The organism is Pseudomonas sp. SCA2728.1_7 (assembly GCF_018138145.1).
In the GTDB taxonomy this organism is placed as follows: Bacteria; Pseudomonadota; Gammaproteobacteria; order Pseudomonadales; family Pseudomonadaceae; genus Aquipseudomonas; species Aquipseudomonas koreensis_A.
On record NZ_CP073104.1, the window covers coordinates 1,190,769 to 1,204,211 of the forward strand.

Genomic DNA, 13,443 nt, shown 5'->3' on the forward strand with positions numbered 1-13,443 from the left:
CGGTGTGTCATTCAACAACGATGTTGGCTGATCCACCGCTATCGCGAGCAGGCTCACTCCTACAGGGGGCTGTGGTGTATCAAGGATTGAGATTTGCCAGGTAGGCCCACGGGTAAATGCCGCGCTGGTGGCCGTCGCTGAACACCAGTTGCACGCCGTAGCCCTGGGGGTTGAGTTCGATCAGCCGTACGCGATCATCCACCAGCGGCGTCAGACCTTTCAGGCGAAACGCGCGGCATTGCGAGCACGGGCAATGGCGGCGCAATTCGGCGTGGTTGAGTTGTTGTTCGCGGCCGTCCGGCCAGCTCAGGCGCAAGGTGCCTTCGCTTTGCGAATTCCCCACCGATAGCGGATTCATTGCAACTGACTCAACGCGATGCGCACGGCTTTGCGCACTTCCGGGTCGCCGTCGTCCTGCGCGGCCTGCAGCGCCGCCACGGCACCACGATCACTCAGTTCACCCAAGGCCAGCGCGGCTTCCTTGCGCAGGTTGCTGATGCGATGACCGAGGGTTTCAATCAGCGCGTCCAGTGCCGGGGCAAATTGCAAACGACCGAGGCTGCGGGTGGCGCGCAGGCGCACTTGCCAATAGTCATCGCTCAGCGCTTCGACCAAGGCCGGGCCGGCGTCGCGGTGGCCGACTTTGCCCAGGGTTGTCGCGGCTTCTTCGCGCACTTGCCAGGCGTTGTCCTGCAAGGCCTGGCGCAGGGCCGGGAGGACGTCGGCGCTGGAGGCCAGGCCCAAAGCGCCGGTGGCGGCGCGGCGTACTTCGGTGTCCGGGTCATCGCTGGCCAATCGCGCCAGGGCTGGCAGTGCGTCGAGTTGCTTGAGCCAGCCGAGCACGCCGACGGCTTCGCGACGGACATTGGCGTCGGCATCATTCAATGCCGCGACGGCTGAAGGAGCGGCGTCAGCGAAACGCAGTTCACGCAAGGCACGAAACGCCGCGATGCGCACGCTGACGTCAGCGTGATCGGTCCACGGCAGAATCACCCGCCCCGCCGCTTCAGTCTTGAGCAGACTCAGGCTCTGCGCAGCAGCGGATTGCACGGCGGGCGACGAGTCGGTCAAGGCTTCACACAAGGCTTGGACGACGTCCTCATCTTCCCAGGCCTCCAGCAAACGCGCGGCTTCAGCGCGGACGTCTTCAGCAGGATCCTGGCTGAGGCGGTCGACCAGCCAAAGCAAGCCATCGGGCTCTTCGAGATCGGCCAGATCAATCAGTGCAATGCGTCGCACGCCGGCGTCTTCGGCAGTCAGGCGCGGTTGCAGATCGAGAATGTCTTGGTTATCGGTCACAGCAAAAATAGAGGTCATAGGGCAAATCGCGGCAAAGGGTTTTCAGGAGGCAGGCCGAGCGGATTGAGGCGCGGCAGCGGTCGTTCATCGTCGTGGCGCAGCAGGTCGAGGCAGTGGCGTTTGAGTCGGGAGAACTCGGGACTGGTGACCAGTTCGCTGGTGCGTGGCCGGGCGAAATCCAGGCGCAAGTCTTCGATGATTCGCCCCGGTCGTGCGCTCATCACCAGCAGGCGGTCGGCGAGGAACAACGCCTCGTCGATGTCATGGGTAACGAAGACCACGGTGGTGCGGATGCGCGTCCAGATGTCCAGCAGCAGCTCTTGCATGTTCAAACGGGTGAGCGCATCCAGCGCGCCGAATGGCTCGTCCATCAGCAGCAGGCGCGGACGGTTGACCAACACTCGGGCGATTTCCACCCGTTGCTGCATACCGCCGGAAAGTTGATCGGGCCAGCGTTCGGCGAAACCTTCGAGACCGACCAGTTTGAGAATGTCATCGGCGGCGCGATGACGTTCGGCCTTGCCGATGCCACGCATTTTCAGACCGAAGGCGACGTTGTCACGCACCGTACGCCACGGAAACAGCGTGTGGTGCTGAAACACCATGCCGCGCTGCGGTGACGGGCCGGACACCGCCGCGCCATCGACTTTCAGGCTGCCGGCATGCGCGTTCAGATGCCCGGCCAAGGCACCGAGCAAGGTCGATTTACCGCAACCGGACGGGCCAAGAATGCAGACGAACTGGCCGGGCTCGATCTGGCAATCGAGTTCGCGCACGGCTTCGAACGCTTCCCGTCCTGCGCCGAGAACGATGGACAGTTGGCGAATATCGATCCGCCCTTCCGGGGTTTGCATCACGCTCATCAGGCTTTTCCTCGCGGTCGATGCCAGGGCGTGAACAACCCGCCCAGACGTTTGATCAGCAGACTGCTGCCCATGCCCAATACGCCGATCAAGAGCATGCCAACGACGATGTCGGCGTAGTTCTGGATCGTGTAGGACTCCCAGGTGTAGTAACCGATGCCGAACTGGCCGGAGATCATTTCCGCCGTGACCAGGCAGAACCAAGACGTGCCCATGCCGATCGCCAGACCCGTGATGATGCTTGGCGCTGCGCCCGGGAGGATCACTTCCAGCAGGATCGCGCGGCGCCCTGCACCGAGGCTTTTCGCTGAGGCGATCAGCCGTGGATCGACACCTTCGACACCGTGCACGGTGTTGAGCATGATCGGGAACAGCGCGCCGGTGAAGGTGATGAAGACCATCGACAGTTCCGAGGACGGGAACATCAGGATGGCCAGTGGAATCCATGCGACGGCAGGGATTGGGCGCAGGACTTCCAGTGGGGGCAGCAGCAGGTCTTCGGCCCATTTCGAGCGGCCGATGGCTAGACCGAGGGCGATGCCGATGATTAGCGCCGCGAGATAGCCGGCGAAGACGCGGCTGAGGCTGGCGGTGAGGTGTTGCAGGAGCTTGCCGGAGTCGCCGAGGCCCAGCGCTGCTTCGATCACCGCGATAGGTGTTGGCACGTTGGCGAAGGTGACGAGGCCGAGGTTCCAGTGGTGGCTGGCAGCGAGTTGCCAGAACAGCAGGCAGAGCAGCAAGGATGTGGCTCTTGATGTCCAGCGGATGGGTGTTTTCATGGAGCGGGTTTCCAGTTGTGGAGCTGTGTTGTGGCTGAGATTTACCCCCCTCACCCCAGCCCTCTCCCCCCAAGGGGGGCGAGGGGGAAAGGGAGCCGATCTTCATGCTTTTCAAAACCTGAATTCGGCTCAAGAAGGAGCCGATCTTCATGCTTTTCAAAACCTGAGTTCGGCTCAAGAAGGAGCCGATATTCGTGCTTTTCAAAACCTGAGATCGGCTCAAGAAGGAGCCGATCTTCATGCTTTTCAGAACCTGAGTTCGACTCAAGAAGGAGCCGATATTCGTGCTTTTCAAAACCTGAGTTCGGCTCAAGAAGGAGCCGATCTTCATGCTTTTCAAACCTGAGTTCGGTTCAAGAAGGAGCGATATTCGTGCTTTTCAGAACCTGAGTTCGACTCGGTATTTCAGGTCGGCGTACCTTGCCAAAACACCGCGGTCAGTCCCCTCTCCCTCCGGGAGAGGGCTAGGGTGAGGGGCTTTTGATCTTCATCAACGCGCAGCAACCGCCTGGGCAGTGGCGTCGGTGAAGTCGAAAACCTTGCCACCCTGCGCTGAAGCATATTGCTGAGCCTGCCCCTTGAGCAGAAACGCACTCAGACGCCCCTTCGCATCACTGGCAAACCACGCCTGCTCCGCGAGCAACTTGATCCCGCTGTCACTGGCCTGCGCATACACCGCACGGACGTTTTTGCCTTCCTGCTTCAACGCGGCCAACGCGGTAAACGCCTCTTCCGCAGACGCGTACTGCCGCACCTTGCTCTCACCGCGCACCCAGATTTCCGCGACATGGCTGAAGTCACTGATCGCTTTACCGGTCGCCGCATCCGTGGCCTTCAACGGCGTCTGCGCGTAGTTGGCCAACTGGGCCGTGTAATCCAGACCCGACGCCTTGAACGCCGCACGGATGTACTGATCGTCAATAAACGTATTCAGATCGAGCCCGCGATCAGCCTTCTTCAACAGCTTCAACGTATCGATAGCCGTGCCGACCGCCTGGCGATATTCCGGCTTCCAGCTCAGGTCGCGGGTCTGCACGCCGAGCGGGCCGTGGAACAGGTAATTCACCTCGGCATCGACACCGGTGACTTTGGCGATCAGCTCGCTGTACTTTTCAGGCTCGGCGGCGAGCAGTCGATTGGCCTCGATGCTCGCGCGCAGGTACGCGACGACGATCTCCGGATACTTCTTCGCATAAGTCTGATCCACCAGCGCACCGTGGAATGTCGGCGCATTGGCCTGGGCGCCGTCGTAGATCTTGCGGGCGAAACCCCGGCTCGGGAACAGCTCGGCGAACGGCACGAAATCGGCGTGGGCGTCGATCTTGCCGGCCTGCAACGCCGAGCCGGCGACTTCCGGCGGCTGGGCGATGATGTTGACATCCTTGAGCGGATCCCAGCCCTGCTCCGCCACCGCACGCAGCAACATGCCGTGGGCGGTCGAAGCGAACGGCACGGAAATGGTCTTGCCCTTGAGCTCGCTCAGCGCCTGCACGCCCGACGCGCTGGGCACGACGATGCCGTTGCCGCTGCCCTTGATGCTGCCCGACAGCACGCTGATAAACAGGCTGTGCTTGCCGGCGGTTTCGAACGCGACACCGTTGAACGCACCGGGGAAATCGGCCATGGCGCCGAAGTCGAGTTTGCCGGCGACCATCTCGTTGGTCAGCGGTGCGCCGCTGGTGAAGTTCTTCCACTGCACGTCGTACTTGGCGTCTTTGTAAGCGCCGTCGTGGGGCAGGTATTTGTCGAGCAGACCGAGTTCACGAATCAACAAGCCGCCGGCGGCGCAGTTGATGGTGGTGTCCTGGGTGCCGATGGCAATGCGGATGGTTTCGGCCGAGGCCGACACGGTGAACGAAGCCAGTACCAGACCGGCGATTGCTGCACGCAACATGATTGTTTCCCCTCGAATCATTTATTTGAGTTCGTCTCCGCCGCGATCAGGGCGCGGTGGGAAACGAGGGGTTTTTGGTTATTCCAGCGTCCGGGGTTCACCGGATGGCTTTGGGTTGTCACAGTTCAAATGTAGGAGTGAGCCTGCTCGCGATAGCGGTTTTCCAGATGTTGATGTGCTGACTGACACACCGCTATCGCGAGCAGGCTCACTCCTACAGGGGATCGGGTTTCAACGCAGGAGATAGGGGATGTCGACCTTGACGGCACCGGTCGGGCAATCCTTTTCGCACGGCATGCAGTACCAGCATTCATCGAACGCCATGTAGGCCTTCTGCGTCGCCGGGTTGATCGCCAGCAAATCCATCGGGCAAACGTCGACACACACGGTGCAGCCCTTTTCGGCGATGCATTTGTCCTCGTCCACGGTGACGGGGGCGTTGGAGCGGAAGAAGATTTCCTGAGCTTGATAGGCCATGGTTCGGACTCTTTGATTTATTGATGTATCAAGCGGCGAATGCACCGACCCGCAAACGGTCGTAAGCCTGCATTTCTTCAGCATCGAGCGGGATGATGTAAGGCTCGACGGCTTTCTTGAAACTGGTCATCTGGCCGTCATCACCCTTCTTCAGGTGGCAATGGCAAAACCATTCGCTGTCGTTGCGCTGCGGATGATCGACGCGATAGTGGTACAGGCCCCAGCGGCTTTCGGCGCGGAACAACGAGGCGCGAGCGGCCATTTCGGCACAGTCGCGGATCACGCTGGTTTCCATCGCGCGCATCAGTTCGTGGGCGTTGTTGGCCTTCATCTGCTCGAGATCGCGTTCGATGTCGCTGAAGCGTTGCAGGCCGATCTGCATCTTCTTGGTGACTTTCGGCGGTTGCAGGTAATCGTTGACGAAGCGCCGCAGCTTGTATTCGACCTGGGCCGGCGGCAGACCGTGCTCGCGATCCAGCGGTGCGTAGACGCGGGCTTTTTCCTTTTCGATCTGCTCGGCATCCAGCGCAGAAAATTCGCGGCCGGCGACGAAGTCGGCGGCGTTATGTCCGGCGAACCAGCCATAGGTGAACGCGCCGAGCATGTAATTGTGCGGCACAGCGGCCATGTCACCCGCCGAATACAAGCCTTTCACCGACGTCTCGGCACGCTCGTTGACCCACACACCAGACGCCGAATGACCGCTGCAAAAGCCGATTTCGGAAATGTGCATTTCGACCATTTGCGTGCGGTAATCGGTGCCGCGATTGGCGTGGAATTGGCCGCGACTCGGGCGCTCGTTGCTGTGCAGGATTTCCTCGATGTTCTGGATGGTTTCTTCCGCCAGGTGATCGAGTTTGAGGAATACCGGGCCGTTGCCGCTCTCCAGTTCCTGGTGGAACTCCCACATCATCTGCCCGCTCCAGTAGTCGCACTCGATGAAGCGTTCGCCCTTGTTGTTGGCGGTGTAGCCACCCAGCGGGCCGGTGACGTAGGCGCAGGCCGGGCCGTTGTAATCCTTGATCAGCGGGTTGATCTGGAAGCACTCGAGGTTGGCCAGTTCGGCGCCGGCGTGATAGGCCATCGCGTAACCGTCGCCAGCGTTGGTCGGGTTTTCGTAGGTGCCCATCAGATAGCCCGACGACGGCAGACCGAGTCGCCCGGCAGCGCCACAGGCGAGGATCACCGCTTTGGCTTTGATCACATGGAAGTCGGCGCTGCGGCAATCGAAGCCCATCACACCGTTGACGGTGCCCTCCTCGTCAGTCAGCAACCGCGTGCAGACCAGGCGATTGGTGATGCTCACCCGGGCACGTTTCAACTGGCGATAAAGGACCTTTTTGATGTCGTGCCCTTCCGGCATCGGCAGCACATAGGCGCCCATGTGGTGGACTTTTTTCACCGCGTAATCGCCGGTTTCGTCCTTCTCGAACTTCACGCCCCAACGGTCGAGCTGTTCGATGGTTTCGAAGCTGTGGGTGGCGTAGGCGTAAACGGCGGCCTGATTGACGATGCCGTCGTTGGCGATGGTGATTTCCTTGGTGTACTGCTCAGGCGTCGAGTGGCCGGGAATGATCGCGTTGTTCAGGCCGTCCATGCCCATGCTGATCGCGCCGCTGCGTTTGACGTTGGCCTTGTCGACCAGCAACACGCGCAAGTCGCGGTTCTTTTCCTTGGCCTTGATCGCGGCCATCGGGCCTGCGGTGCCGCCGCCGATGACGACGATGTCGTATTCCTGTTCGAGAACGTTGCGGGTCATGCCTGCTCCCCTTTTTGCCGGTCAATCCGCAGGCGGTACTGGAACGCATCGCCACGGTAGTAAAGGTGTTCGAAGTCCAGCGGCTGGCCTTGCGCGTCGTGGGTCAGACGCTCGATGCGCATGATCGGCGAGCCAGCTTCGACGTTCAGCGCCTGGGTCAGGTCGCTGTCGGCGAGCACCGCGTCGATAGCCAGATCAGCGTGGCCGAGGGCAATGCCGCAGTCGTTTTCGAGGATCAGGAAGATGTCGCGAGTGACCAGATCGGCCTTCTCCAGCCGCTCGCCGACGGCTTTGGGCAGGTAGGTGATTTCCAGCGAAATCGGCTCACGGTTGATCAGCCGTACGCGTTTGATCTGCGTGACGATCTCGCCTTCGGCGACTTGCAAACGCTCGGCGACGCGCTTGTCGGCGGGGATGAATTTGAAGCTGCGCAGGCGGTTGATCACCTCGTAGCCGCGACCGGTCATCGACTCGGCGAGGCCTTGCAGGCTGCTGACGTTTTGAAAGGTTTTCGGCTTGGCGACGAAGGTGCCTTTGCCGTGGATCTTGAAGATCAGCCCTTCCTTTTGCAGATCGCCGAGCGCCTGGCGCACGGTGATGCGGCTGACTTTGAACAGCGCACCGAGTTCGCTTTCGGAGGGCATCTGGCTGTCTTGCGGGTATTCGCCGTCGAGAATCCGCGCACGCAGGACGTCGCGCAGCTGGGTGTGCAGAGGAACGCTGCTAAGGGAAAGAACGTTATCGGTCATCACGGGATCACTTGTTATAACGAGTTATGACGTGATCTTAGAGTTGTTATGACGAGGTTGAGAAATATTGTTTGGGCATAACCTTAGATGCTTCACACGATCGCTTTTTGTAGGAGTGAGCCTGCTCGCGATAGCGGTGTATCAGATACGAATCCGGTGCCTGACACACTGCTATCGCGAGCAGGCTCACTCCTACAGGGAAATTGTGTGCTACTGGCGTTTGAGGATTTGATCCATGACCCAATCGGTCTTGAGCGCTTGTTCGGCGACGGCGGGATGTTTGGAATCACCACGAATGTGAGCGTTCATGCCCAGCACGTGATGCCACTGAATGTGTTCGTGATGAGGGATGTCCAGGCTGATGATTTCCTCCGCATGCAATTGCACGGGATGCTCATCAAACACCGAAAAACTGATCCGCCCAAGGCTGCCGATGATCTCGACCCGATCCTCACGCCGATCCGCAACAAAGCTCCAGCAACCCATGCCCAGCGCGCCTGAAGCGAACCGCCAACTGGCGCTGACGGCGTCCTCTGCCGCGTACAACCCGGCCTGACGCGCAGTGAAACCGGCGACCTCGACAATGTCGCCGAGCAGGTACTGGAACAGATCAAAACCATGACTGGCCAGATCAGCGAAGTAACCGCCACCGGCCACCGCAGGATCGGTGCGCCAGTTGTCGCGACCGTCCAGAATCTGCCGGCGACGGCGCTTTGGTCAGCGTCCAGCTCAGATGCCGAACCTCACCGATGCGCCCCTCCTCCAGCCATTGCCGCACTTGCGCAAAGCGTGGCAACGAACGGCGATAGTAAGAAACGAACAGGTGCAAACCCGCCTCGGCAAACGCCTGCTGCATTTCCCGGCTCTGCCCGGCATGCAACGCCATCGGCTTTTCCACGCAGCAATGCTTGCCGGCAGCGGCGACTTTCAGGCTGTATGCATGGTGGCTGTCGGGTGGCGTGGCGATGTATACCGCGTCCACCTCGGGATCGTTGATCAGCGCGTCGACGTCGGTGTAGACCCGCTCGATGCAGTGGCGCGCGGCGTAGTCGGTCACGGCTTCCAGGCGTCGGCCCATCACCGCCACCAGCGCTGAACCGGGTGCTTTGTAGAAAGCCGGGCCGCTCTTGCGCTCAGCGACGCTGCCACAACCGATCATGCCCCAACGCACCACGTCCATATCGATTCCTTCAGCCGATGCGTAACGCGCGCAGATCGAGGTGACCGTCCTTCAGCGGCGGGCACCAGTAGTAGCCGCCAGTGATTGGGCGGCTGATGCGATAGAGACCATCGGTGATGCCGTCTTCCAGGCCGCTCATACGGCGCAGTTGCGCTTCGAAGGCATCCAGCGAGAGGCCGAAGGCGAGGAACATCAGACCGGCGCGATCCCCTTCGATCCACGGCATCGAGCGGCGTACGACGAACGCCTCAGGGGCGAAGCTTTCCTGCGCGGTGCGTTTGACGTGGGCGGAGACTGGCGCGTCGTCGATCTCTTCATTGTCGCTGAGGCGACGGCCCATGATGTTGTCTTTGTCGTCGGCCGAGAGCTTGTGGAAACCCTTGAGGTCGTGCTGCCACTGCTGGATCGCGGCGAAGCTGCCACCGACCATGCCGTCAGTGCCGGCACTTTGCAGGGCGGCAGCGATGGCGGCTTCGTCGTGGGGGTTTTCGGTGCCATCTTCGTAACCGGTCAGGTCGTGGCCATCCTTGTGGCGGAAGGCTTCCTGCATCTCGACCAGACGCAGGGCCGGGGCCAGTGCGGCTTCGAGGGCGTTGCAACGGTTGAGCAGTTCACCACGGTCGACGCCGTGCAGCCAGACCCACAGCGCGTGTTGGGTCGACGGGTTCTCGACGCCAACGCCGGTCAACGCCGGGAAACTGCGCAGGCCGTCGATCTGCACGTTGAGGGCCTTGGCCAGGGATTCGCCGAAACCGACCACCGCCGACTTGCCGTCCACCTGATTCAGCAGATTGTCGATCGCCTGCGGCAGCGCTTCCACCGACTCAATGGCGAAAAACAGGTGACGTGCTTGCGCAGGAACTGGGGTGGCGAGAATGCCCGGCTGGTAGTAACTCATGTGAACTCCTTGGAAAGTGCGCGGGAGTTTACCTGTGGCCGGAGGATTTGTGGGGGTTTGGATGGAAGTCAAAAGCCCCTCACCCTAGCCCTCTCCCGGAGGGAGAGGGAACTGATTGGGGGATGCTGTGGAGATACGCCGACTTGAAAGTGCTGTACCGAATCCATAATCGACAAAAGTCTTTCAGGTCGATGTATGACTCAAGAAACCCCGGTTAGCCTTCATTCTCTCAAGTCCATAATCGACGCAATCTTTCAGGTCGATGTAACTCGCAGGACACCTCGGTCGGCCCCCTCTCCCTCTGGGAGAGGGCTGGGGTGAGGGGATAATAGAGGTAAAACACCGACCTGAACGTGCAGCGCTGAATCCATAATCGACGCAATCTTTCAGGTCGATGTAACTCGCAAGACACCGCGGTCGGCCCCCTCTCCCTCCGGGAGAGGGCTGGGGTGAGGGGATAATAGAGGTAAAACACCGACCTGAACGTGCAGCGCTGAATCCATAATCGACGCAATCTTTCAGGTCGATGTAACTCGCAGGACACCGCGGTCGGCCCCCTCTCCCTCCGGGAGAGGGCTGGGGTGAGGGTTGGCGTCATTACGCCAGGCACTCGGACTCAGCCCCGTCCAGCGCTTGAACGCCCGGCGAAAACTGCGCACATCGCTGTAGCCGACTTCCTCGGTAATCCGCTCGATCGGCATATCCGGATTGGCCAGCAGACTCATCGTCCGCGCCTGCCGCACCTGCTCCAGCAAAGCCTCAAACGTCAACGCATGCTCAGTCAACCGCCGCCGCAACGTACGACTGCTCATATTCAAATCACCGGCAATCTTTTCAATGTGACTGCCGCTGCTCAGATCCCGGGCAATCGCCCGCTCCACAGCCTGAATCAAATCAAGTTTCTGATGCACCTGCGCCGCTTCCAGCTCCAGCAATGCAACGGCCTGACGCAACGCCAGCGAATGATGATTGGGCAGGTTCACATCCAGCCACTGCGCATCGATCAGCATGCGATTGTGCAGGCAGCCGAAGCGCACCTCCGGCCCGAGCAGGCGCTGGTATTCGCTGAGGTAATCCGGCGCGGCATGCACGAATTCCACGGCAATCGCCTTGAACTCAGGCCCGACCAGCGCGCGGCCATACACCAGCAAACTGGCGAAGAACTCCTCGACCGCAAACACCTGCACATCAGTGAATGGCAAGCGGCATTCGGCATCGAGATGCACCTGCCCGCCAACCACATCGACGCTGGACACCACGATCCCGCCCGAGGTGTGCTGATGCCGAATGCCCAACGCAAAGGCATCGCGCAAGGTCTTGCACAGCGACAACACATGCCCGAGCAGCCCCAACGTCCCAAGCACGTTCTGCGCACCAACCCACAGCCCCAGGCCTTGGTTGGGCAGCACTTTGAGCGCGCGCTGAATCATCGCCACCGCCTGACGATAGGAAATCCGCTGCGCCGGATCCTGTAGATCCTCAAGGGTGAAACCCAGCCCACGGCACAGGCTCTGGGGATCGATGCCCTTGTTCTGCGCGACTTCAGCGAGGGTTTGCAAAAGAAATGGCGAGACCAGCGCCAGTTCGAAGGTCGGGTCTTGGACTTTTACGTTCATGGGGGCTGACATTCCGGATCACGCTTGATTGTTATTTTTGTAACCGGTTATGTCTAAGGAAGTTAGCACAGGGTGCGCGAACTGTCCGCAGATGCCCCCCTCGGTGTCCGCCAATACCCTGCCGCAACGTACGCCAAACGCTTATTTCTAGCGTACCGGCGCTCCGAGCGACCGGTACCAGGTCCCAATCACAATAATAATGAGGACAGTCATGAGCCAGAACCGTGCAGCATCCTTCTTGCCGCTCGCCCTTTTCATCGCGGGTTGCCCTCTGACGTTGCCCGCCCTGGCCACCGAAGCCGGCGTCGACAACATCGGCACCGGCACCGACGGCTTTTTCATGCTGCCGCTGGAAGTCGACAGCCTTCCGGAGAACATGGTCGCGTTCAACCTCTACTACAACCACTACAAGGCGCGAAAGCTCAACATCAGCTCGTTCGGCGGCAAAGTGCCGAATGTCGAAATCGAATCCACTGCCGTGATTCCACGCCTCGATTATTTAAGCCCCGTGCGTGTGTTCGGCGGACGCCTGGCCGGTTACATCGCCCAGCCGTGGTTGAAGCAGGAAGTCTCGGTGTTCGGCTTGAGCGACACCCGCGAAGGCATGGGCGATACCACCTTCGCACCGATCATTCTGTGGGACATGGGCAAAAACCTGACCCTTGGCGCCGCCGTAGAGGTCACTGTGCCCACCGGCGAATACAGCGTCGATCGGCTGGCCAATACCAGCAACAATTTCTACACCTACAAACCGCTGTTCTCGTTCACCTGGCTGCCGACTGAACGCACCGAAGTCTCGATGAAGACCACCTACAGCTTCAACGAGAAAAACAAGGACACCGACTACAAGTCGGGGCAAATCTTCCACTTCGATTATTCGGCCAGCTACAAGATCACCGACGACCTGATGCTCGGCGTCAACGGCTACTACCTCAAGCAAACCACCGACGACAAACAGTTCGGCCACACCGTGCAGTTCGCCGGGCAGGACGTCGATGACGGCGTGCGCGGCAAGGTGTTCGCGATTGGCCCGGCGCTGCACTTCACCTTTCTCAAGTACGCCAGTGCGGAGATTCGCTGGGCCAAGGAATTTGATGTGGAGAACCGGCCGGAGGGAGAAATGTTGTGGGCGAAGGTGAGTATTCCCTATGCGTTCTGAGTGCATTTGTAGGAAAGCGCACCTGGATTTGTAGCCTGAAAACCTGAAAAACGCATGGGTGGAATACGCCTACAGCGGCGGTCGAGATTACCGGCCAACAGGGGGAAACGTCTGGCAGATTTAAAGGGTGCGCTTGCAGATACTGGGCTCCGTTATCCCATGGTTGCTCAAGGGCTCATGGGGTGCATCGTCTGCCAGTGACGACAACGGGCCATGTCCCCCCTTAAACTGCCGAGATTGATCACGGAGATCACTATGAGCATATTACTTTCCCCGTTTTACTCTGACTTCGAATCCGAAGAAGAGGCCGAGAGCTACGATCGCTGGTTTCGTGCCAAGGTGCAGGCTGTACTGGATGATCCTCGCCCGGGCATTCCCCATGAGGAAGCCATGGTGCGGCTCGACCAATTATTAGAAGAGAAACGCAAGAATCGACGCGCTGCCGCTTGAATGGAGCGATCAGGCTCTGGACGATCTGGCTGACATTATCGATTACATTGAACAATACAATTCCAACGCTTCAGCGGCTCTGAACCACAAGGTGGGTGCAGCAACGCAAAGGCTTTCATCAATCCCTTATGGTTACAGATCCGGTCGAGTGCCAGGCACCCGGGAAATGGTGGTCAATCCAAACTATCTGCTGGTCTATCGAGTGAACGGGCGCATCAAAATACTGACGTTAGTCCACACCAGACAACAATACCCACGAACCTCATAAATATAAAAAAGGGCGACCAACAGGTCGCCCAAACGTACTACACGAGAGTCTT

Annotated in this window: 14 protein-coding genes and 1 pseudogene; 4 read left to right on the plus strand and 11 right to left on the minus strand. The window is 59.9% G+C overall.

The window, feature by feature from the left end; genetic code table 11:
- Positions 1 to 79: 79 nt before the first annotated feature.
- From KBP52_RS05190 to KBP52_RS05205, 4 genes are read right to left on the minus strand one after another with little or no spacing between them, the layout of a single operon-like run.
- Entirely contained in the window at positions 80 to 358 is a 279-nt protein-coding gene (locus tag KBP52_RS05190; protein ID WP_212622260.1) for a DUF971 domain-containing protein, read from the minus strand.
- A complete protein-coding gene (locus KBP52_RS05195; protein ID WP_212622261.1) occupies positions 355 to 1,317 on the minus strand; it encodes a HEAT repeat domain-containing protein in 963 nt (320 codons plus the stop codon). The genes KBP52_RS05190 and KBP52_RS05195 overlap by 4 nt, the downstream gene beginning before the upstream one ends.
- Entirely contained in the window at positions 1,314 to 2,162 is an 849-nt protein-coding gene (locus tag KBP52_RS05200; RefSeq protein ID WP_212622262.1) for an ABC transporter ATP-binding protein, read from the minus strand. Before KBP52_RS05200 ends, KBP52_RS05195 begins: the two co-directional genes overlap by 4 nt.
- A complete protein-coding gene (locus KBP52_RS05205) occupies positions 2,162 to 2,941 on the minus strand; it encodes an ABC transporter permease (RefSeq protein WP_137219539.1) in 780 nt (259 codons plus the stop codon). Before KBP52_RS05205 ends, KBP52_RS05200 begins: the two co-directional genes overlap by 1 nt.
- Between KBP52_RS05205 and KBP52_RS05210 the strand changes: the two genes are divergently transcribed.
- On the plus strand, positions 2,940 to 3,287 hold the full coding sequence (locus tag KBP52_RS05210; protein ID WP_212622263.1) for a hypothetical protein: 348 nt from the start codon (positions 2,940 to 2,942) through the stop codon (positions 3,285 to 3,287). The genes KBP52_RS05205 and KBP52_RS05210 overlap by 2 nt on opposite strands.
- A gap of 144 nt (positions 3,288 to 3,431) precedes the next feature.
- Here KBP52_RS05210 and KBP52_RS05215 read toward each other — a convergent pair whose 3' ends face one another.
- The 7 genes and pseudogenes from KBP52_RS05215 to KBP52_RS05245 form a co-directional block, all read right to left on the minus strand.
- On the minus strand, positions 3,432 to 4,838 hold the full coding sequence (locus tag KBP52_RS05215) for an ABC transporter substrate-binding protein (RefSeq protein WP_212623105.1): 1,407 nt from the start codon (positions 4,836 to 4,838) through the stop codon (positions 3,432 to 3,434).
- 228 nt (positions 4,839 to 5,066) lie between these two features.
- The gene (locus tag KBP52_RS05220; RefSeq protein WP_003225615.1) at positions 5,067 to 5,312 is read right to left on the minus strand and encodes a ferredoxin family protein; all 246 of its coding nucleotides are present in this window, start codon (positions 5,310 to 5,312) and stop codon (positions 5,067 to 5,069) included.
- Between the two features lie 28 nt (positions 5,313 to 5,340).
- A complete protein-coding gene (locus tag KBP52_RS05225) occupies positions 5,341 to 7,071 on the minus strand; it encodes a fumarate reductase/succinate dehydrogenase flavoprotein subunit (protein WP_123595398.1) in 1,731 nt (576 codons plus the stop codon).
- Positions 7,068 to 7,820 carry a GntR family transcriptional regulator gene (locus KBP52_RS05230; RefSeq protein ID WP_134173557.1) on the minus strand — a complete coding sequence of 251 codons (753 nt, stop codon included), beginning with the start codon at positions 7,818 to 7,820 and terminating at the stop codon, positions 7,068 to 7,070. Before KBP52_RS05230 ends, KBP52_RS05225 begins: the two co-directional genes overlap by 4 nt.
- A gap of 210 nt (positions 7,821 to 8,030) precedes the next feature.
- Positions 8,031 to 9,000 (minus strand): annotated as a pseudogene (locus KBP52_RS05235) (Gfo/Idh/MocA family oxidoreductase).
- Between the two features lie 10 nt (positions 9,001 to 9,010).
- Positions 9,011 to 9,898: a Dyp-type peroxidase gene (locus KBP52_RS05240; protein ID WP_212622264.1), complete on the minus strand. Its 888-nt coding sequence runs from the start codon at positions 9,896 to 9,898 to the stop codon at positions 9,011 to 9,013.
- A 518-nt stretch (positions 9,899 to 10,416) separates the two neighbouring features.
- Positions 10,417 to 11,514 carry an AraC family transcriptional regulator gene (locus tag KBP52_RS05245; RefSeq protein WP_212622265.1) on the minus strand — a complete coding sequence of 366 codons (1,098 nt, stop codon included), beginning with the start codon at positions 11,512 to 11,514 and terminating at the stop codon, positions 10,417 to 10,419.
- A 211-nt stretch (positions 11,515 to 11,725) separates the two neighbouring features.
- Between KBP52_RS05245 and KBP52_RS05250 the strand changes: the two genes are divergently transcribed.
- The 3 genes from KBP52_RS05250 (at position 11,726) to KBP52_RS05260 (ending at position 13,391) form a co-directional block, all read left to right on the plus strand.
- Entirely contained in the window at positions 11,726 to 12,673 is a 948-nt protein-coding gene (locus KBP52_RS05250) for a transporter (protein ID WP_212622266.1), read from the plus strand.
- A 255-nt stretch (positions 12,674 to 12,928) separates the two neighbouring features.
- Positions 12,929 to 13,123, plus strand: a complete 195-nt coding sequence (locus KBP52_RS05255) for a stability determinant (RefSeq protein WP_077573204.1) — start codon at positions 12,929 to 12,931, stop codon at positions 13,121 to 13,123.
- 46 nt (positions 13,124 to 13,169) lie between these two features.
- The gene (locus tag KBP52_RS05260; protein ID WP_249122280.1) at positions 13,170 to 13,391 is read left to right on the plus strand and encodes a type II toxin-antitoxin system RelE/ParE family toxin; all 222 of its coding nucleotides are present in this window, start codon (positions 13,170 to 13,172) and stop codon (positions 13,389 to 13,391) included.
- Positions 13,392 to 13,443: the final 52 nt, after the last annotated feature.